The organism is Myxococcus sp. CA040A (assembly GCF_013336725.1).
GTDB lineage: Bacteria > Myxococcota > Myxococcia > Myxococcales > Myxococcaceae > Myxococcus > Myxococcus llanfairpwllgwyngyllgogerychwyrndrobwllllantysiliogogogochensis.
Genome location: NZ_JABUMR010000003.1, coordinates 203,687 through 223,032 on the forward strand (window position 1 = coordinate 203,687; position 19,346 = coordinate 223,032).

14 protein-coding genes are annotated in these 19,346 nt (G+C 72.4%); 9 read left to right on the forward strand and 5 right to left on the reverse strand.

All coding sequences use genetic code 11. The features are described 5' to 3' along the window. Window positions 1-94: 94 nt before the first annotated feature. Window positions 95-664, reverse strand: coding sequence for a hypothetical protein (locus HUA75_RS13120; RefSeq protein ID WP_174486602.1), 570 nt, complete (start codon window positions 662-664; stop codon window positions 95-97). Window positions 665-798: 134 nt separating this feature from the next. Beyond that, window positions 799-1,176 (reverse strand): response regulator, encoded by a 378-nt coding sequence (locus HUA75_RS13125; RefSeq protein WP_141643173.1) that lies wholly within the window; start codon window positions 1,174-1,176, stop codon window positions 799-801. Between the two features lie 330 nt (window positions 1,177-1,506). On the opposite strand from HUA75_RS13125, the gene HUA75_RS13130 reads away from it, so the two are divergent. Beyond that, window positions 1,507-2,775: a trypsin-like peptidase domain-containing protein gene (locus HUA75_RS13130; RefSeq protein WP_254627559.1), complete on the forward strand. Its 1,269-nt coding sequence runs from the start codon at window positions 1,507-1,509 to the stop codon at window positions 2,773-2,775. 127 nt (window positions 2,776-2,902) lie between these two features. Here the strand turns inward: HUA75_RS13130 and HUA75_RS13135 are convergent, their stop codons facing one another. Then, on the reverse strand, window positions 2,903-3,352 hold the full coding sequence (locus tag HUA75_RS13135; RefSeq protein WP_141643171.1) for a Fur family transcriptional regulator: 450 nt from the start codon (window positions 3,350-3,352) through the stop codon (window positions 2,903-2,905). A 725-nt stretch (window positions 3,353-4,077) separates the two neighbouring features. On the opposite strand from HUA75_RS13135, the gene HUA75_RS13140 reads away from it, so the two are divergent. Beyond that, window positions 4,078-6,042, forward strand: coding sequence for an ATP-binding protein (locus HUA75_RS13140; RefSeq protein ID WP_174486603.1), 1,965 nt, complete (start codon window positions 4,078-4,080; stop codon window positions 6,040-6,042). A 1-nt stretch (window position 6,043) separates the two neighbouring features. Here HUA75_RS13140 and HUA75_RS13145 read toward each other — a convergent pair whose 3' ends face one another. Both HUA75_RS13145 and HUA75_RS13150 read right to left on the reverse strand, forming a co-directional pair. After that, window positions 6,044-7,522, reverse strand: a complete 1,479-nt coding sequence (locus HUA75_RS13145; RefSeq protein WP_174486604.1) for a di-heme oxidoredictase family protein — start codon at window positions 7,520-7,522, stop codon at window positions 6,044-6,046. Continuing rightward, a complete protein-coding gene (locus HUA75_RS13150) occupies window positions 7,519-9,252 on the reverse strand; it encodes a chromosome condensation regulator RCC1 (protein ID WP_174486605.1) in 1,734 nt (577 codons plus the stop codon). Before HUA75_RS13150 ends, HUA75_RS13145 begins: the two co-directional genes overlap by 4 nt. A 405-nt stretch (window positions 9,253-9,657) precedes the next feature. Between HUA75_RS13150 and HUA75_RS13155 the strand changes: the two genes are divergently transcribed. The 7 genes from HUA75_RS13155 to cheB are packed head-to-tail and all read left to right on the forward strand — an operon-like array spanning window position 9,658 to window position 19,309. After that, a complete protein-coding gene (locus HUA75_RS13155) occupies window positions 9,658-10,035 on the forward strand; it encodes a response regulator (protein WP_141643167.1) in 378 nt (125 codons plus the stop codon). Next, window positions 10,032-12,077, forward strand: a complete 2,046-nt coding sequence (locus HUA75_RS13160) for a chemotaxis protein CheA (protein WP_174486606.1) — start codon at window positions 10,032-10,034, stop codon at window positions 12,075-12,077. Before HUA75_RS13155 ends, HUA75_RS13160 begins: the two co-directional genes overlap by 4 nt. Next, complete coding sequence (locus HUA75_RS13165; protein WP_141643165.1) at window positions 12,074-12,520, forward strand: chemotaxis protein CheW; 447 nt, start codon at window positions 12,074-12,076, stop codon at window positions 12,518-12,520. Before HUA75_RS13160 ends, HUA75_RS13165 begins: the two co-directional genes overlap by 4 nt. Further along, on the forward strand, window positions 12,501-15,059 hold the full coding sequence (locus HUA75_RS13170; RefSeq protein WP_174486607.1) for a methyl-accepting chemotaxis protein: 2,559 nt from the start codon (window positions 12,501-12,503) through the stop codon (window positions 15,057-15,059). Before HUA75_RS13165 ends, HUA75_RS13170 begins: the two co-directional genes overlap by 20 nt. Then, a complete protein-coding gene (locus HUA75_RS13175; RefSeq protein ID WP_174476157.1) occupies window positions 15,056-17,431 on the forward strand; it encodes a HEAT repeat domain-containing protein in 2,376 nt (791 codons plus the stop codon). Before HUA75_RS13170 ends, HUA75_RS13175 begins: the two co-directional genes overlap by 4 nt. Window positions 17,432-17,441: 10 nt before the next feature. Then, entirely contained in the window at window positions 17,442-18,263 is an 822-nt protein-coding gene (locus HUA75_RS13180; RefSeq protein WP_174486608.1) for a protein-glutamate O-methyltransferase CheR, read from the forward strand. Further along, window positions 18,260-19,309, forward strand: a complete 1,050-nt coding sequence (gene cheB, locus HUA75_RS13185) for a chemotaxis-specific protein-glutamate methyltransferase CheB (protein WP_141649345.1) — start codon at window positions 18,260-18,262, stop codon at window positions 19,307-19,309. Before HUA75_RS13180 ends, cheB begins: the two co-directional genes overlap by 4 nt. Window positions 19,310-19,346: the final 37 nt, after the last annotated feature.

The window sequence follows — 19,346 nt, forward strand, 5'->3', positions numbered from 1 at the left end:
GCGGGCGTGACGTGTCGCCAGAAATGACCAGGCCCGCCCCCCGTGAGGGAAGCGGGCTTGGGAGGCCTGTCGGCCGGGTGACTCAAGCAGGGCTTCAGTGGACGGTGTCGTCCACGTCCTGCTTCAGCTCATCGCCCGTCTGCTCCACCTGGTCGCCGGCCTTCTCCGCGTTCTTCTTCGCGGCGTCGGTGGTGCCGGAGCCGCCCGTGCCCTTGGCGCCCTTGGGGCTGGTGGCGCGCAGCTCCACGGCGACGGCGTTGTCACCGGAGAGCTGGAAGCGGGCGTGGACGTCCGCGCCCTCGGGGAGCTGGTCGGCCCGCACCGTCTTGCCGTCCAGCTTCACCACCGTCTGGGGCTTCACATCCAGCTCGGCGTCCGGCAGGTCCTTGCGCGACAGCTTCACGCTGTCGTCGTCTGACTCCTTCACCGTGCCCTTGATGTTCAGCGAGTGCGCCTTCTTGAAGGTGTTGTCCACGCCGGGCACCTTCGAGGCCTCCTTCGTGGCGCCGTTGATGCCGCGCCCCACGTCGGAGGCGTCCACGCCCGTCTGGACGCGCGCGCCGGAGCTCGGAATCTGGTTCTGCGACGGTTGCTCGGCGGGCTCGCTCTGCGCGAACGCGGCGGAGCCCAGGCACAGCGCGAACGTGGTGATGAGCTTCTTCATGGGGTTCCCTCTCCCTTGGTCGGTTGAATGACTTCTGGGAGCAAGGGTGGGGAGGCTGCCTCCCTTCGCCAACCTGTCCGGGAAACCCCCACGTCGTTTCGCCCGTGGAGCGAGCAGGCGAAGCAAGGCGTCGCTCAGACGGCCTGGCTCAGTCGCTTCACCGTGGACAGCAGCTCGTGCAGGTCCAGCGGCTTGCGCAGGCAGCCCGCCACGTCGAGCTGTTTCGCGGCGGCCTCCAGGTGGAGGTCCGCGCTCGCCACGACGACGGGGATGTCCGACAGCGCCGTGTCATGGCGCAGCGCCTCGCGGAAGGCGAAGCCGTCCATCCGGGGCATCATCAGGTCCAACAAGATGAGGTGCGGACGCGAGCCCTCCTGGCGCAGTTGCGCCAGCGCCTCCAGGCCGTCCGCCGCGAGCAACACGGAGTAGCCCTCCAGCTCGAACGCGTCCTGGAGCGCGTCGCGGATATCCAAATCGTCGTCCACGACGAGCAGTGTCTGAAGCGGTTGCACCGGTCCTCCGACCCTGGTCCGGGGCGGACTCGCTCCCACACCACCGTAACGATGGGGTTGCCGCCGTCCAGGCGGAAGCGCTTCGCCGGCGAACCGGGTCAGGGAGTGCTCACCACCCGACGCCCGCTCGCCCTGGGACCACGCGCCGGGTTCAACATTGCAATGGAGTTGCGTTAATTCGGATTACACGGAAGTTGATACTGTGTTGGTTTGCTCGTCTTGCGGGTTGGGCTGAAGATGCGCCCGGCTGCCCGTCCCCTCGGCGGGCGCCCATTCCAGGGAGCAGACCGCATGCGAACCATGTGTCGAAGTGGAGCAGGTAGGAAGCTGATGGCCTCGCTGCTGTGTACGCTGTCCGTCGCGGCGTGTGGGCCCGCGCCCGAGCCGACCAAGCCGGAGGAGGCTCCTCCCGCGACGGGGACCACCGGGCAGCCGGTGGTCTACGGCACCGACAACCGCACGGATGTCTACGCGCACACGAACGCGACGCTGCGCGCGCGCGCCGAGCAGTCCACCGTGGCGCTGATGAGCCCGTCCGACTTCACCGTGAACAGCGCGGGCAACGTGACGTTCAACGCGCCCACGCTGGGGTCGGCGTATGGCCTGTGCTCCAACCAGCGCTTCCTGAACGACCTGACGCCGGCGTTCTGCTCGGGCACGCTCATCGACGATGACCTGGTGCTGACGGCGGGCCACTGCATCACCAGCGCGTCCGCGTGCAGCAGCACGCGCGTCGTCTTCAACTTCTACCGGACGTCGGCCACGGGGATGAAGGCCGTGACGTCGGCGGACATCTTCTCCTGCCAGTCCATCGTGGTGCGCAAGCAGGAGTCGAGCCCGCTCAACCTGGACTACGCCATCATCAAGCTGGACCGCGCCGCCACGCCGCGCTTCGTCCCCGCGCCCATCCGCGCCGGCAACGCCCCGCTGGCGGTGGGCTCGAAGGTGACGGTCATCGGCTCTGGCAGCGGCATCCCCTTCAAGATTGACGACGGCGGCTCCGTGCGCAACGCGCGCGCCAGCACGCTGGACTTCTTCGTCGCCTCCACGGACACGTTCGGCGGCAACTCCGGCTCCGGCGTGTACGAGAACACCGACTACACGGTGGCGGGCATCCTCGTGCGCGGCGAGACGGACTACGTCGCCAACGGCAGCTGCGACATCGTCAACACCTGCACGGAGACGGGCTGCCGTGGCGAGGACATCACCTACGTGCGCCCCGCGGTGAGCGCGTACTGTCTGGTGGCCGGCAGCCTGCGGCTGTGTGGCACCACCAACCCCCCGCCCACCACGACGTTCGCGTTCACCGCCACCAACACCAACAACGCGACGCAGAACACCACGGACAAGACGGTGACGCTGGCCGCGGGCCAGACGCTGCAGTTCGGCACCTGCACGCTGACCGGCGCCTCCGGCACGGGTGACACCTACCTGCGCCTGGTCAACTCGGCGGGCACGTCCGTGGCGAACAACGACGACTCGTGCAGCCTGCTGTCCTTCGTCTCGTATACGGCCCCGACGGCGGGCACGTACACGATGCGCGCCGGCTGCTACTCCAGCAACAGCTGCAGCGGCACCGTGGCCTACGTCATCCAGTAGTCGCGCCCCGCGTGCGCCGGGCGCATGAACGCCCGCGTCCGGCCACGCACAAGCCGCCTGGGCCCCGTCGAAAGGGGCCCGGGCGGTCGTCACCTGGGGTCAGCGGGCGCTTGGGAAGCGCCGGACTTCAGGCGCAGCGGTCGCAGACGCCGCGCAGCTGCACGTCCACGCTCTTCTGGGCCACCGCGCGAGGCACGCCCTTGGAGGACGCGATGCGGATGGACTCCTCCGGCAGACACGCCACCGTGCCGCAGTCGGTGCAGGTGAAGTGCGGGTGGTTGCCGCTGTGCTCGTCGCCCGAGCGTCGCAGCTCGAAGCGCCACACGTGGTCTCCCAGGTCCGCGCGCACCACCAAGCCGGCCTCGGTGAGGTCCGTCAGGTTGCGGTAGATGGTCACCCGGTCATAGCCCTCGTCACCCAGTGCATCCACCAGGTCGGCGTGGCTCATTGGCGCGGTGGCGGTCTCCAGTTCGCGAAGCACCGCCACGCGGGGCGCGGTGCTGCGAAGACCCGACGCGCGGATCCTCTCCTGGAAATCAGCGAGCTTCGGCTGCACGGCGATTCGTTTGGCTCCCATGATATCTTTTCGCATAACCGATCTGCGGGACACTTTCACCTCGCCCGTACCGCAACGTCCGATGTCGAGGACTGGAGTGGCTCGCCCGCCGGGTCCCCCCAGACTCTCTGATATGAGAACAAACACCAGGAGTCCAGGATACTGGTGCAATCCTTGTGCGGAACGAGAGTTCGCGCCTTCCGGCTTCCTGAGTTCCTGATTCGGACGCTCGTGGACCCCGTGAGGTTCAAACTGGCCACCGCGCTCGGAGGGAGCGGGCTCCGGATGTCGTGGACATGACAGTCGCCCCGTCGCGTCATGGAGGGCTCCAGGGGGTGGTATCAGAAACAGGAAGTCGAGTGAGTCCTGGGTGCAGGTGCAACTCATGAGTCACCGGTGACGCGGTGCCGGAAAGAAGCCGGTTCGCGCCGCGTGTGGCCCTGCCCGGGCTCACGGTGGGGGGCTCGCCCGGCGTGTGGGGCGGGCATACGGGTGGACGGGCTCCAGGCTGGTTTTCGTATCTGAGTTGTAAAAGCACTTGCGATGTTTTTGTCGCGGAGTTCCCGCGCGGTGCCGGGGAAGGGAGGGCGCCTCGGGTTGCCTGGAGGGCAGAGGCGGGTGTTGTCCTGTCCAACACTCCGGCACGGGTACCTTGACTCACTGCGATGAGTGCCCACACTTGCGCCTTTCGCTCCGCAGGGTGCTCTGGACGGCCCTGTAGCTCGTGTCTCCGGGTCCCCCTCGCCGTGACGAAGCCCAGCCTGCTGCTCATCGAAGAAGCCAGCGTCGCCCGGGAGCTCCAGGTGCTCGCGCTGGAGAGCCAGGGGTGGCAGGTCGTTGCCCTGGCGGACGTGGGGGCCGCCGCCTCGCTGCTCCAGGCCCAGCCGGTGTTGCTGGTGGTGGCCGCCGCGGGGCTGTTGGCGGCCGGACAGGAGGGACTGGCGGCGTTGCGCCGGGCGCTGGAGACGACGGCGGTGGGGCTGTACGTGCTGGCCTTCCCCGCGGAAGAGGAGGTGGTGCGCCGTCACTCGCTGCCGCTGACGGGCTTCTTGTGGCGCCCGCTGAGCCTGTCGGGGCTGGTGGAGGGCGTGCGGCAGGCCTTGCCGGGGCTGGAGGCGCAGGCGCCCCGGCCGCTGGTGCTGGTGGCGGATGACGACCCGGTGTCGCGCAAGCTGCTCCAGCTGTTCCTGGTGCCCCTGCGCTTCCAGGTGGTGTCCGCGTCGGACGGCCTGCAGGCGCTGGACGTGGCGCGGCGGCGGCGGCCGGACGTGGTGCTCGCGGACGCGCTGATGCCGCGCATGGATGGCTACAAGCTGTGCCTGGCCTTGCGGCAGGACCCGAGGCTTGGGCGCGTGCCGGTCATCCTCACGCACGCGCTGGCGCCGGACGAGCTGGATTTGCGCATGGCGCAAAACGTGGGGGCCAACGGCTTCGTGCGGCGCGCGCAGGATGGGGACGAGCTGGTGGGGACGCTGCTGCGCGCGCTGGAGGCGGGAGGCCCCGCGCCGCTGGTGCCCACCGGGGAGCTGTCCACCGAGGACCACCTGTACCGGGTGGTGCGGCAATTGGAGCGGCGGGTGGGGCTGCTGGAGCATGCGGAGCGGGGCGCGCGCGAGAGCGAGGAGCGCTTCCGGCGCGTGGTGAACGGCTCCTATGACGGCATCTGGGACTGGGACCTGCGCCGTGGCTCGCTCTACTGGAGCCCGCGCCTGTTGGAGATGCTGGGGCTGACGCCGGAGTCGTTCGCCGGCACGTACGAAGCCTTCGTGGAGCTCCTGCACCCGGAGGACCGGGCGGGCGTGCTGGCCGCGCTGACCGAGCACCTGGAGCGGGGCGTGCCCTATGACGTGGCCTTCCGGCTGCGGCATGCGACAGGGGGCTATCGCTCCTGCGTGAGTCGGGGGCGCGCGTCGCTCGACGGCCAGGGGCAGCCGGTGCGGATGTCGGGCATCATCGGCGACGTGACGGAGCAGCTGCGGCTGTACCGCGAGGCGCGCGAGGCGGTGCGCGCGCGCGACGACTTCCTCAGCGTGGCGGCGCATGAGCTGCGCACCCCGCTGGCCGCGCTGCGCCTGCGGGTGCAGGGCGCGCAAGGGGCGCTGCGGGTGCTGGGCGTGGCCCAGGCCGTGCCCCGGCTGGAGCGGGCGCTGGAGGCCGCGGACCGGCAGGTGCAGCGGATGTCGGACCTGGTGGAGTCGCTCCTGGACGTGTCCCAGTTCCAGGGCGGCCCGCCCCACCTCCACCTGGACGTCGTGGACCTGTCCTCGCTGGTGCGTGACGTGGTGGCGCGCTCGGAGTCGGCCGCGGCGCGCGCGGGCTGTGAGCTGGTGCTCGGGCCCATGTCACCCACGCGGGGCCGCTGGGACGGCACGCGGCTGAGGCAGGTGGTGGCGCACCTGTTGTCCAACGCGATGAAGTTCGGCCCTGGCAAGCCGGTGGAGGTGGAGCTGGCGCACGAGGACTCCACCGCGACGCTGTGGGTGAAGGACCACGGCATCGGCATCGCCCCGGAGCGGGTGGAGGGCCTGTTCCGCCGCTTCGAGCGCGCGGTGCCGGTGCGCCACTACGGCGGCCTGGGGCTGGGGCTGTACCGGCTGCGCCGCATCGTCGAGGCGCATGGCGGCGAGGTGTCCGTGGACAGCACGCCCGGTGAGGGCTCCACGTTCCGCGTCCGCCTGCCCCTGGACGGTCCCCCCACCGCCCGCGCCTGACTCAGAGCGAGTCGAGGAAGGCCACGAGCGCGTCGCGCTCCCCCTTCGACAGCGCGCGCACGGCCTCGCGCGCGGACGCGGCCTCGCCGCCGTGCCAGAGGATGGCCTCCAGGGGCGTGCGCGCGCGTCCGTCATGCAGCAGCCGCGAGTGTCCGCTCACCTCCCGCGCGCGGCCCAGGCCCCACAGGGGCGCGGTGCGCCACTCGCGGCCCGAGGCGAGGAAGTCCTCGCGCCCGTCGGCCAGCGCGTCACCCAGGTCATGCAGCAGCAGGTCCGAGTAGGGCCAGATGAGCTGGCCGGACAGCTCCGGGTAGCCCGCGAGCGTGCCGGTGGTGACGGACGGCCGGTGGCACTTCGCGCAGCCCACGCGGTGGAAGACGGCCTTGCCGCGCAGCACGTCGGCTAAGTCCACGCCCGTGCGCGTCGGCACCGCCACGGTGTGCGAATAGAAGTCGAGCGCTTCCAACTGCCGCTCGCTCACCTCGGGCACGCCGCCGTGGGGCGCCGCCCGACATACGGCCTGCGCCGCCGTGCAGCTCTCCTCGGTGAAGAGGGTGGTGGTGAGGCCCAGGTCGCCCAGCAGCGCCGCCGCGTTCTGGTGCTCGATGTCCGGCTGGTTCGCCTTCCATCCGAAGCGGCCCACCACCTCGCGGCCCTGGCGCTCGCTCCACACGCGGTTGGGCCGCCCGGAGATGCCGTCGCCATTCGCGTCGTCCGGGTCCGCCCACGCAAGCAGCGTCTCGTCGCTCACCGCCGCGAGCAGGCCCAGGCCCACCATGGGCTGCGCCACCCGCGCGGACGTGCGCGTGTCGGGCGCCAGCGGCCCGTACGCCAGCTCCGTCAAATCCAGCTCCGGTGCCTGGAGCGTGTAGGGCTCCGCGTCCGCGAAGGTGCCGGGGACGTCCGTCCACTTCACGCGCACCTGCCCCTCGGCGGGCACCGCGCCGACGCTCCGGGGTTGGAGCTGGTCGCCATAGGTGGGCTCGGGCAGCGGGCCTCCGTGCGCGCCGACGCCGGGCACCGACAGGCGCACCAGCAGCGTGTCGGCGACTTCGTTCCCCTCGGGAGGACGGCCGCGCCCGTTGCCCAGGTGGCAGGCGATGCAGGAGACGGAGTGGAAGAGCGGGCCCAGGCCGTCGCGCTCGGGCTGCGAGCCGGGCGCGCCCACCCAGTTCGCCTCGAAGACGGACTCGCCCACGAAGAACTCGGAGCGGCGCGCCAGCACCAGGTTCGCCGCGGGCTTCGTGAAGGCGGCGGCGCCCGCCACCGCCACGCTCGTCTCGCCGCCGGGCCGGTCCTCGCCCACCTCCACCACGTCGAAGCGCGGAAGGGGCTCCTCGGGATTCGGTTCCCCGGGATTCGGCTCCTCGGGATTCGGCTCCTCGGGATTCGGAGTGACGGGGCGCGCCTCCCCGGACCCGTCGCAGGCGACGAGGCCGAGGAGCGTCAACAGGAGGACCAGGCCCGCGGCGTGTTTCACGGCAGCGTCACCGGAACGGGGTCGGTGTAGGACCAGCGGTCGATGACGGCGTCGGGGCCGAGCGAGCCGTTGAAGTTCCAGCCCCACGCGTAGACGGAGCCGTCGCCGCGCACGGCGATGACGTGGGTGGCGCCCATGCCCATGGCGGACAGGGGCTTCACCTCGGGAGACGACTCGGTGGGCACGGCGCGGTCCTCATCGTCGCCCACCCCGAGCTGGCCGTTGCCATTCTGGCCCCACGCGAGCAGCGAGCCGTCCGCGCGCCGCGCGAAGCTGTAGTTGCCGTTGGCGAAGACGGCGCTCACGTCCGTCGCGCCCGGCACCTTGCCCGGCGTGGCGCTCTGCGTGTTCGCTCCGGACGTCCCGTTGCCCAGCTGCCCGCTGACGCCCAGGCCCCACGAGGACACGGTGCCATCCGCGTGCACCGCGAGGATGTGGTCGCGCCCGTTGGCCAGGTCCACCACGTCCGCCAGGCCCGGCACGACTTCCGCCGTGGGACGGCCCTGCGTGCCGGCCGTGCCCGTGCCCAGGTTGCCGTAGGTGTTGCGACCCCAGGTCCACACGGTGCCGTCGCGCTTGAGCGCCACCGAGTGCATGGAGCCGGCCACCAGCTTCACCACGTCCGTCAGGCCCAGCACCGTCACCGGGTAGTCCCGCGCCGTCGTCGTGCCGTCGCCCAACTGGCCGTCCGCGTTGTTGCCGAAGGCGCGCACCGTGCCGTCCTCCATCAGCACCAGCGCGTGACGGAAGCCAGGGGCCACCGCCACCGCGCCCGTCAGGCCGGGCACCTTCGTCGCCGCGTAGCGAGGCGCGACGTCGGGCGTGCCCGGCTGGCCCAGGCCCAGCTGGCCGTCCGCGTTCTCACCCCAGGTCCACACCGCGCCGGCCGAGTCGAGCGCCATGGAGAAGTTCTGGTTGAAGGCCACGGAGGCCGCGTTCTCGATGCCCGGCACCGCCTGGGGCTGCGTCTGGTTCGCCGTCACGTCCACGCCCAGGCCCAGCTGGCCGCGGTTGTTGCGGCCCCAGACGTAGACGCGCCCGTTGCGCAGCGTGCCGCTGTGCAGGCCGCCCGCGGTGGACAACCCGCCGAAGCGGAAGGTCACCGTCTTCTCACCCGTGTTGCCCTTCGCGTCGCGCGCGCGCACCACCACCTGGTTGGCACCGGGACGGGGCGTCACCTCGAAGGAGACCGCGCCCTCGGCCGTGGTGGGCAGCGCCAGCGTCTGCTCCTCGCCGTCGTTGAGCGTGTACGAGAGCGCCGTCACGGCCACGTTGTCCGTGGCGACCGCGTCCACGCGCACGCGGCGCACGGTGATGGCCAGCCCCTCCTCGGGGGACAACACCTGCACCTGGGGCGCCTGGGCGTAGCGCAGGCTCAGCACCCGCGCGCTGGTGCCGCCGCTCTGGTCCACCGCCTCCAGCCGCACCTCGTTGTCGCCCTCGGGCAGCGTGAGCTCCACCGCGAAGATGCCCGCCGTGGACGTCTTCTCCGTGTATTCCACGGCGCGTGCCTCGCCGTCGTTCACCCGAGCCGTCAGGCCGGCCAGCTTGCCCGGCACATTCACCGTGCCGGTCAGCCGCACCACGGGCTCACTCAGGGTGTCGCCCGACACGTGGGACATCACCTGCATGAACGGAGAGACGGGGACGCCGGGCGTGGACTCCACGTCGGACCCGCACGCGGCGAGCCAGAGGGTCACGAGCGCCAGGACACAGGCACGGGACTTCATGGGGACTCCTGAGTTGTTGAGATTGATTTGCAGAGTCAGAAAAGTGCCCGGCCTCATACCGCTCGCGGCTCAAGGCGCGCAAGCGACAGAGGGCTCAATTTGGCGGTTGCCGCCCAGGATTCCCCGAGGGAGAAGCGTGCGCGGGAAAGCCCGGGAAGCGCTCCAGGGAGCCTGGCGGACACGGTTGGCGGGATGACCGGGCCTTGGGATTCGGAGGCCGGGCGGGCGAGCAGGCGTGGGACACTCGCACGGTCAGCACGGGGGAGCGTCCAGGCCCTCCCACTGCTGGTCCCTGTCCCAACGTACGATTGTCCTCCAGTGGAAGGTGGCGGGGAGGGGGGCTCGACGTTCTCTTCGCAGGCCGGGGAATCGCTCTAGGTTCGGCGCTCGTCGCCAGGGGAATTCATGTCAGAGGTGCTCGTCGTCGATGACAGCAAGGTGATGCGGGACATGGTGGTGGCCTGTCTCAGGCCCTACCCGGGCCTGAACTTCACCCACGCGTCCAGCGGGCTGGAGGCCATCGAGCGCCTGTCGCTGAGCCCGTATGACCTGCTGGTGTTGGATTTGAACATGCCGGATATCGGCGGCATCGAGGTGGTGGAGTTCGTGCGGGGGCAGGATCGGCTGCGCACGCTGCCCATCATCATCGTGACGACGCGTGGGGACGAGGCGTCGCGCGCCCGGGCCCTGTCCGCGGGCGCCAACCGCTTCATGACCAAGCCCTTCACTCCCGATGCCATCCTCGCGGAGGCGCGGGGGCTGTTGGAAGAGAAGCCGGCTTGACGGCCTCCGTGGACCTCGCGGACTTCCTGCCGGCCTATCTGGCGGAGGTGGAGGAGCTGCTCGACTCGGCCCACCGCCAGCTGATGGCGGTGGAGGCCAGCGCGCGGCGTGGCGCCGCCCATCCGAAGTCCGTGCGGGAGCTGTTCCGCGCGCTGCACACCATCAAGGGCCTGTCCGCCATGGTGGACGTGGAGCCCATCGTCTCCATCTCCCACTGGATGGAGACCTCCCTGCGTCAGGCGGACCAGGCGGGCGGGCGGCTCCCCGAGTCCAGCGTGGAGCCGCTCATGGAGGGCCTGCGCGCGGTGGAGCAGCGCATGCGCCAGCTCGCCGCGGGCAAGGACGCCTCGCCCGTTCCTCCGGGACTGCTGGAGCGACTGGAGGCGCTGGGAGTCTCCTCCCCCGTGGTGGCCAGTACCGCCCGGCCCTCGGCATTGCTGCTCGATGAGACCCTGGCGCTCGCCCCCCGGCTGACGCCCACCGAGCGCGAGCAGCTCACCTCGGGCGCGGGCCATCGCCGCCCGGTCCGCGTGGACTTCATCCCCGGTGCCGAGCGCGCCGCGCGGGGCATCACCATCAACAGCGTGCGCGAGCGACTGGCGGCGCTGGGGGAACTCGTCAAGGTCGTCCCCGTGGCGGGGCCGGCGCCGGGCGGCGGCTCGCTCACGTTCGTGTTGCTGCTCAGCACCGATGCCTCGGACGCCGTGCTGAAGGAGGCGGCGGGAGGAGAGCCAGCCCAGGTGCGCGCGCTGTCCACCGCGCCCGTGCCCTCGGCCGTGGACGGGCCGTCCGTGCCGGAGCGGGAGCCGGAGCTGGAGGAGGAACCCGAGGAGGGGCGCCGGTCCAGCGGCACCTTGAGGGTGGAGGTGTCGCGGCTGGACGAGGCGCTGGAGCGACTGGCGGCGCTCGTCGTCAACCGCTCGCGGCTGCAGCGCGCGGTGGTGGACCTGACGGCCGTCGGGGCTCCGACGCGGGAGCTGCGCGCCATCCTCCAGGAGAACGGACGGCAGCTGCGAGACATGCGCGCGGCCATCCTCCGCCTGCGCATGGTGCGCGTGGGGGACGTGCTGGAGCGGCTGCCGCTCCTGGTGCGCGGCCTGCGTCGCACCACGGGCAAGGCGGTGCGGCTGGAGCTGGAGGTGGGCGACGCGGAGCTGGACAAGGCGGTGGCGGACCGCATGCTGCCCGCGCTCGTGCACCTGGTGCGCAACGCGGTGGACCACGCGCTGGAGTCTCCCGAGGAGCGCCGCGCCGCGGGCAAGCCCCCGGAGGGCCGCGTGCGCCTGGGCTGCCATGCGAACTCCAGCGGCTGGGTGGACATCACCGTGGCCGACGACGGGCGGGGCGTGGACGCGGGGGCGGTGGCCCGGCGCGCGGGCGTCCCGGTTCCCCGCGGCCCGGATGACCTGCTGGAACTCTTGTGCCGGCCCGGCTTCTCCACCCGCGAGGAGGTCACCTCCACCAGCGGGCGTGGCATGGGCATGGACATCGTCCGCCGCATCGTCGTGGACCAGCTCGGAGGCGAGCTGCGTCTGGAGACGCGCGTGGGGGAGGGCACCACCTTCCACCTGCGCGTGCCCCTGACGATTACGCTGCTGGACGCCATCATCTTCGAGTGCGCGGGGCTGCGCTACGCGGTGGCGGTGGGCTCCGTGGAGGAGCTCATCGAGGTGGAGGCCGCGCGGGTGGTGCGGCCCGCGGGCGCCCACGGCGTGGCATTGGTGGAGCGGCGGGGCCAGTCGGTGACGCTGGTGTCCCTGGCGCGGCTGTTGGGTTCCGCGTCCGCCCAGGCCGTGGACGCCACGCCTCCTCGGGGGTTGGTGGTGCGACAGCGCGGAGAGCTGGTGGCGTTCGGAGTGGACCGGCTGCTCGGTCAGCAGGAAATCGTGCTGCGCCCGCTGGAGGACCCGCTGGTGCGGGTGCCCGGGGTGGCGGGAGCCACGGACCTGGGAGATGGCCAGCCCACGCTGGTGCTGGACCTGAATGCGCTGGGAGCGGCGCGCCGCCCGGGGTCCGGGGGACGAGAGGAGCGCGCGACATGAGCGTGCTGCATGTGGTGTTCAAGGTGGATGGCGCCGAGTACGTGCTGCCGGCTTCGGACGTCCTCCAGATGGAGTCCTTCTCCGGGGCCACGCCCGTGCCCGGCGCGCCGGCGCATGTCGCGGGGCTGGTGCAGGTGCGCGGGCGCGTCATCCCCGTGGTGGACGCGCGCAGGCGCTTCGGGCTTCCGGCCCTGGAGCGCTCGCTCGACACGCGGGTGGTGGTGGGGCAGTTGGGGACGCGGACGGTGGGGCTGCTGGTGGACAGCGCGCGCGAGGTGCTGAAGCTGGACCCCGCGAAGTTCCAGCCGCCGCCGCCGCTGGTGGTGGAAGGCTCGCGAGGGTTCGTGAAGGCCGTGGCCCAGGTGGGGCCGAGGCTGGTGATGCTCATCGATTTCCCCCGGGTCATCGGGGAGGAGGCGCCAGATGGCGACGGAAAACGGTAACGGCCCCCAGGGGCAGGATGACGCGCGCGGGCTCACCGAGCGCTTGTCGCGCGGAGTCCGGGAGGGCGTGGCCCTCCTGCAGGACGTGGAGGCGCTCGCATCGAGGCTGGCCGCCAGTGGCAACGAGCAGGCCGCGGCCTCCGAGCAGGTGCGCGCCTCCATCGAGTCGGTGGCCGCCCATGTCGAGGCGACGAGCGTCGCGACGCAGACGCTGGCGCGCTCCCAGCGCACGGTGAGCGACTCCGCCCGCGCGCTGCAGCAGGAAGCGGAGGCCACCGCGGGCTCCGTGCAGGAGGTCAGCGCGTCGGTGGCGGGGGTGCGCAAGGACGCAGCCCACCTGGCCGCGGAGGCGGACACCACCGCCGCCACGCTGGAGCAGGTGACGCGCTCGGTGAAGACGGTCAACTCCAACGCGGAGGACCTGGCCGCCTCCAGCGAGGAGCTGCTGGCGTCCATGACGGAGATGAACTCCACCGTCGCGGACCTGGTGACGCGCAACCAGTCGGGCGCGGCCTCCACGGAGGAGGTGGGCGCGACGATTGAGGAGATGGCCAAGGGCATCGCCCGGCTGGCCACCGACGCCCAGGGCGTGGGCGAGCGGGTGACGCTGGTGACGGGCGCGGTGGTGGGGCTGGGCAAGTCCCTGAGCGACCTGTCCCGGGACGCCACCACCATGTCCTCCGGCGTGGAGGAGACGGCGTCCACCGCGGAGGAGCTGGCGCGCAGCGTGCGCGGCGTGGCGGAGAGCGCGCGCGTGCTGGAGACGCACGCGGCCTCCACCGCCTCCACCGTGGAGGAGGTGGCCGCCAGCGTGGAGGAGGTGGCCGCCACCGCGGAGAAGAACTCCGCCGTGGTGGATGCCAACGCGGCGACGATTGAGCAGCTGGCGCGCTCCGCCCAGTCCGTGGCCAAGGCCTCCGAGTCCATCAACGGCCTGGCGTCCTCGAGCGCCAGCGCGTCCGCGCAGCTGGAGGTGTCCACGCGGCGGGTGGCGCAGATGAGCGAGGAGGCGCGCGCCACCTCGGACCGGGTGGGCACCATCGCCCGCGAGGGCGGCGCCACCGTGGTGCGCTCCATCGCCGGCTTCAGCCGCATCCGTCAGTCCATCGTCGAGTCCTCGGGCGTCATGAAGGAGATGGGCAAGCGCGCCGAGGAGATTGGCGACATCGTCCAGACCATCAACCTCATCGCCGACCGGACGAATCTCCTGTCCCTCAACGCCAGCATCGAGGCGGCGCGCGCCGGGGAACACGGGCGCGGCTTCGCGGTGGTGGCGGAGGAGATTCGCGCCCTGGCGGACCGCGCGGCGGCGGCCAGCTCGGACGTGGCGAAGATTGTCCGCGGCCTCCAGACGACGGCGCGCGAGGCGGCGAGCGCGAGCGCGGAGGGCATGCGCGCCGCGGACGAGGGCGCGGCGCTGGCGTCGGACGCGGAGCGGGCCCTGTCCACCATCCTGAAGGGCGTGGATGACGTGGGGCAGAACGTGCGCGAGGTGAGCCGCGCCACGACCGAGCAGGTGCAGGCGGTGCAGTCGCTGGCGCAGGGCACCACGAAGATGAGCGAGCAGGGCCGCGTCATCGCCGCGTCCGCGTCGGAGCAGGCCCAGGCGGCCCAGGCGCTGGCGCAGGGCGGCACGGAGATGCGGCGCATGGCCCGGCAGACGACGCAGGCCACCGCGGACCAGGCCCGCGCGCTGCGCGACGTGGTGCGCTCCAACGGGCAGCTGGCGGAAGTCGCCCAGAAGGTGTCCCGCGCGGTGCAGGAGCAGGCGGCCGCGGCGGCGGACCTGTCCAAGGGCGCCGCGCAGATGCGCCAGCTGGTGCAGGGCGTCAGCGCCGTCGTGGGCACGCAGAGCAAGGAGGTGACGGGGATGGCGCAGGTGGCCCAGGACCTGGCGAGCACCACCCAGCGCACCCTGGCGGGGCTGGCCGAGCAGGCCAAGGCGGCGGCGGAGGTGACGCGCGCCATGGAGGATACGCGCAAGGAAGTGGCCCAGTCCGCGCGGGGCATGGCGGAGCAGGCGCGCGCGCTCAAGCAGGGCGAGACGGCCAGCCGCCAGGTGGCGAAGCTGGCGTCGTCCGTGACGCGCGCCACCGACGAGCAGGCCCAGGCGCTCGTCGCGCTGGTGAAGGGCGCGGACGAGGTGCGGCGCGTGGCGAAGGGCACGGCGCGCGCGCTGGACGAGCAGTCGGAGGTGCTGACGGGGCTCGCTGCTTCCGCGCAGCGGCAGGCCACGGGCACCGCCGCGGTGGCGCGCGCCAGCGGCGATGCCACGCAGGTGATGGAGGGCCTGGTGAAGGGCGTGGAAGAGATGCGGGTGAGGGCGCGGGAAATCACCACCACCACCGCGCAGCAGGTCCGCGCGTCGTCGGCCACCGCGGGAGAAGTGCGCGAGGTGGCGGGACGACTGACGCACCTGTCGCGACTCCAAGCCGAGCAGGTGGAGAGCCTGGAGCGCCTGGGCAGCGTGCTGGGGAGTGGTAACACCCCGCAGGCTTCCGAGGCGGGGGGCTCGCGCTCCAGGGAGCGACAGACATGACGGAATCGACTTCCGTGACGGGCTCCCCCCTCTTCCTGTCCGCGGAGGACAGGGCGCGGGTGGAGGAGGTGGAGCAGCTGGCCCGAGGGGGCGCCGGCAGCCTGGAGAGGCTGGTGGCCGGACTGGACACGTCGAGCTGGGCGGTGCGCCGCGCCGTCGTGGCGGCGCTCGCGCGGCTGGGCACCCCGGCGGTGCCTCCGCTGTGCGACGTGCTGCGCCACCGCCGCGACAACGAGGCGCGCCTGGCGGCCGCGGTGGAGGCGCTGGTGGCGTCCACGGGCGCGGTGGAGGAGTCCCTGGAGGGTCTGGCGGACAGCCCGTCCGCGCCCATCGTCTGTGATGCCGCGCAGGTGCTGGGGCGGCGGCGCAGTCGGCGCTCGGTGCCGCTCCTGGCGCGGCTCACCGTGCATCCGGACGACAACGTCGCGGTGGCGGCCATCGAGGCGCTGGGCCGCATTGGCGGCGGCGCGGCGGTGGACGCGTTGCTGGCGGCGCTGGGCAGCGGCAACTTCTTCCGCATCTTCCCCGCCATCGACGTGCTGGGCCGGTGTGGAGACCCGTCGGTGGTGCCCGCGCTCCTGGGGCTCCTGGCGGACCCCTTCTACGCGCTGGAGTCGGCGCGCGCGCTGGGCCGCACCGGCCAGGACGCGGCGGTGCCCGCGCTGGTGAGCCTGCTGCGCCGGGGCAACGACGCGCTGGTGCGCGTGGCGGCGGTGGCGCTGGTGGACATCCACGAGGCGCAGGTGCAGCGCTTTGGCGGCGCGCGCGCGGTGCAGGCCGCGCTGCGCTCCGGTCCCGGTCCGGACCTGTCCATGCTGGGCCGCAGGCTGGCGCAGGCCATCACCAGCGCGGACTCCGCGGAGCGGGCCGCGCTGGCGCGACTGCTGGGTTGGGTGGGAGGGCAGGACGCCGCGGCGGGACTGCTGCGGCTGTTGGACGGACCGGACCCGTCGGTGGCGCGCTCGGCGGCGAGCGCCCTGGCGGAGCTGGGGGCGGACGCGGACGAGCAGATTCTGCAGGCGCTCCAGGATGGAGACAGCGCCCGGCGCAGGGTGCTGCTGCCCCTGGTGGGGCGCCGCGCGTCGGCGGTGCCGGAGGTGATGGCGTGTCTGGAGGACCGGGAGGCGTCCGTGCGCGCGCTGGCGGCGGACACCCTGTCGCGCATCGGTGACACGTCCGCGGTGCCCGTGCTCTTCCAGCGCCTGATGGATGACGACGCGCGCGTGGTGCAGGCCGCCACGGGCGCCATCCAGTCGCTGGGCAGCGAGCAGACGGAGACGCTGGCGCTCCACGCGGCGCGCTCCGCGGACCCCCGCCTGCGCCGCGCGGCGCTGCGAATCATCTCCTACTTCGGTTATCCCCGAGGGCTGGAGGTGCTGCTGTCCGCGATGCGCGACTCGGACGAGCGGCTGCGTGACGCGGCCATCTTCGGCCTGCCCTTCATCGAGGACCCGCGCGCGGTGGACGCGCTGCTGGCGGCGGCCACCCACGAATCGGAGCGCACGCGCGCCGCGGCCATGCGCGCGCTGGGGCAGACGGAGAAGGAGGCCCGCATCACCTCCACGCTGCTCGGCGGCCTCAACGACAGGGACGCGTGGGTGCGCTACTACGCGTGCCAGTCCCTGGGGAAGCTGAACGAGGAAGCCGCCGCGGATGCGATTGTCGCGCTGGCGGACGACGACGCGGGGCAGGTGCGCGTGGCGGTGGTGGACGCGCTGGCGCACATGCACACGGAGAGCGCGATGACGGCGCTGCGCCGCGCGGCGGCCAGCACCGACGCGGACGTGCGGCGCGCGGCGCTGCTGGGGCTGGGCGTGGCCCGGCGTCAGGACGCGCTGCCGGTGTTGCTGGAGGCCTCCTCGTCGGAGGATGCCGCCACGCGCCTGGTCGCGCTGTCCGCCGTGGCCGAATACGAGGCGCCGGAGACGCTGCCCGCGCTGTTGCATGCGGCCAGTGACAGGGATGACAGCGTGCGCAGCGCGGCGGTGGGCTTCCTCGCCACGCGCCCGGGTGTCCCCGCCACCCAGGCCCTGGTGTCGCTCCTGGGGGACCTGACGGTGCGCGAGCGGGTGGTGAGCGCGCTGGCGCTGCCCATGGAGGGGCGCCTGCCCGGCCTGCTCGCGGCGCTGGACGTGGCGGACGAGGTGACCGCGCCCCTGCTGGTCGCGGCCCTGGCGCGCATGCGCCGGGCGGACGCACGCGCCGCGCTGGTGCAGGCGTTGGAGACCTCCAGCGCCGCGGCCCGCCGCGCCGTCGTGCCCGCCGTGGGCGCGCTGGGAACCCTGGAGGCACGCGACGCGCTGGAGCGCGCCTCCCTGCGTGACGAGGACCCTGAAGTCCGGCGGGCCTGCCTCGTGGCCCTGGGGAAGTGACAAGGACGTCATGCCTTCCCTGCCGATGTCCCCCCAGGTCTTCGCCATCCTCACCGCGCTCATCGAGCAGCGCGCGGGGTTGCACTATGCGGCGGAGGACCGCGAGCTGTTGTCCGACAAGGTGTCGGACCGGGCGCAGGAAGCGGGCTTCGACTCGCTGCTCGACTACTACTACTTCCTCCGGTACGACCCGGCGGGCTCGGCCGCGCTGGATTCCCTCGTGGACGCGCTGCTCGTGCACGAGACGTATTTCTTCCGGGAGGCGCAGCCGTTGTCGGTGCTGGTGGAGGACGTGCTCCTGCCCAGGGTGCGCGCCGGCCAGAAGCCCCGCGTGTGGTGCGCGGCCTGCTCCACCGGCGAGGAGCCCTTGACGCTGGCGATGATGCTGGCGGACCGGGGTGTGCTCTCCGGCGTGGAGTTGCTGGCCAGTGACTTGAGCACCCGGGCGCTGGAGCGCGCTCGCACCGGCGAGCACAACCTGCGCTCCATGCGCGCGCTGCCGCCCGGAGTGGAGGGGCGCTGGCTGGAGCAGGTGGACGGACGGGCCCGGCCGAAGCAGGAGCTGGTGGACGCGGTGGAGTGGCGCCGCATCAACCTGGTGGACGAGGGGGCGGTGGCGAAGCTGGGCCAGTTCGACGCCATCCTCTGCCGCAATGTCCTCATCTACTTCCAGGATGAGACGGCGCGCCGCGTGGTGGCGTCGCTCACCCAGGCGCTGAAGCCCGGAGGCCAGCTGGTGGTGGGCACCTCCGAATCGCTGCTGCGCTTCGGCACCGCGCTCTCCTGTGAGGAGCGGCGCGGCGTATTCTTCTATGGCAAGGCGGGCGCATGACGGCCGTGACTCCTGTTCGCGTCCTGGTGGTGGACGACTCGGCCTTCGCGCGCAAGGTGCTGCGCCAGGTGCTCTCCAACGCGCAGGGCATCGAAGTGGTGGACACCGCGCGCGACGGCCTGGACGCCCTGGAGAAGGTGGCGGAGCTCAAGCCCGACGTCCTCACGCTGGACCTGGTCATGCCGGGGCTGGACGGGCTCGGCGTGCTGCGCGCCCTGGACTCCATGCCGGCCGCTCCCCGCGTCGTCGTGGTCAGCAGCGCGGGCGAGGAGAGCGAGCTGGCGGTGTCCGCCCTCCAGGCCGGCGCGGTGGAGCTGGTGCACAAGCCCTCCGCGCTCGCCACGGACCGGCTCTACGAGCTGGGAGCGGAGCTGGTGGAGAAGGTGCGCATCGCCGCTCGCGCGGTGCCGCACCCGCCGCGCGGGGTGGCTCCAGCCGCGGCCACTTCGACTTCTCCGGCGGAGGTGTTCGGGCCGGCGCGCAACCTGGTGGTGGTGGGCACGTCCACCGGCGGTCCCCAGGCCCTCACGCGGCTCTTGTCGGCGCTGCCGGCGGACTTCCCCGCGCCCATGGCGCTCGCGCTGCACATCCCCCCGGGCTACACGGAGGCGGTCGCCCGCCGGCTGGACTCGCTGTGCGCGCTGGAGGTGCGCGAGGCGGAGGACGGGATGGAGATGCGCCCCGGCCGCGTCGTGCTCGCGCGTGCGGGCCAGCACCTCAAAATCGAGCGGCACGGCGCGCTCACCGTGGGCCGCGTGGACCGGCACCCGGTGCAGATGCCGCATCACCCCTCCGTGGACGTCCTCTTCGAGAGCGCGGCCCGCACGTGGGGCCGTGACACGGTGGGGCTGGTGCTCACCGGCATGGGCGACGACGGACGGGAGGGCGCGCGCGCCATCCGCGCGGCGGGCGGCTCCATCCTCACCGAGTCCGAGTCCTCCTGTGTCGTCTACGGCATGCCTCGCGCCGTGGACGAAGCGGGCCTCGCCACCGCCAGTGCGCCCCTGGAGGGAATGGTGGCGTTGCTGCTCACTCAGCTCCGCTGACTTCGGGAAAAAACGGGTGGGGTGTCCGTCGCCCGCA

What these genes read in the sequence shown, in the direction of transcription:
- HUA75_RS13120 (WP_174486602.1), bottom strand. Translation starts at nt 664, where the DNA reads ATGAAGAAGCTCATCACCACGTTCGCGCTGTGCCTGGGCTCCGCCGCG.
- HUA75_RS13170 (WP_174486607.1), top strand. Translation starts at nt 12,501, where the DNA reads ATGGCGACGGAAAACGGTAACGGCCCCCAGGGGCAGGATGACGCGCGC.
- HUA75_RS13130 (WP_254627559.1), top strand. Translation starts at nt 1,507, where the DNA reads ATGGCCTCGCTGCTGTGTACGCTGTCCGTCGCGGCGTGTGGGCCCGCG.
- cheB (WP_141649345.1), top strand. Translation starts at nt 18,260, where the DNA reads ATGACGGCCGTGACTCCTGTTCGCGTCCTGGTGGTGGACGACTCGGCC.
- HUA75_RS13135 (WP_141643171.1), bottom strand. Translation starts at nt 3,352, where the DNA reads ATGGGAGCCAAACGAATCGCCGTGCAGCCGAAGCTCGCTGATTTCCAG.
- HUA75_RS13180 (WP_174486608.1), top strand. Translation starts at nt 17,442, where the DNA reads ATGCCTTCCCTGCCGATGTCCCCCCAGGTCTTCGCCATCCTCACCGCG.
- HUA75_RS13150 (WP_174486605.1), bottom strand. Translation starts at nt 9,252, where the DNA reads ATGAAGTCCCGTGCCTGTGTCCTGGCGCTCGTGACCCTCTGGCTCGCC.
- HUA75_RS13165 (WP_141643165.1), top strand. Translation starts at nt 12,074, where the DNA reads ATGAGCGTGCTGCATGTGGTGTTCAAGGTGGATGGCGCCGAGTACGTG.
- HUA75_RS13175 (WP_174476157.1), top strand. Translation starts at nt 15,056, where the DNA reads ATGACGGAATCGACTTCCGTGACGGGCTCCCCCCTCTTCCTGTCCGCG.
- HUA75_RS13155 (WP_141643167.1), top strand. Translation starts at nt 9,658, where the DNA reads ATGTCAGAGGTGCTCGTCGTCGATGACAGCAAGGTGATGCGGGACATG.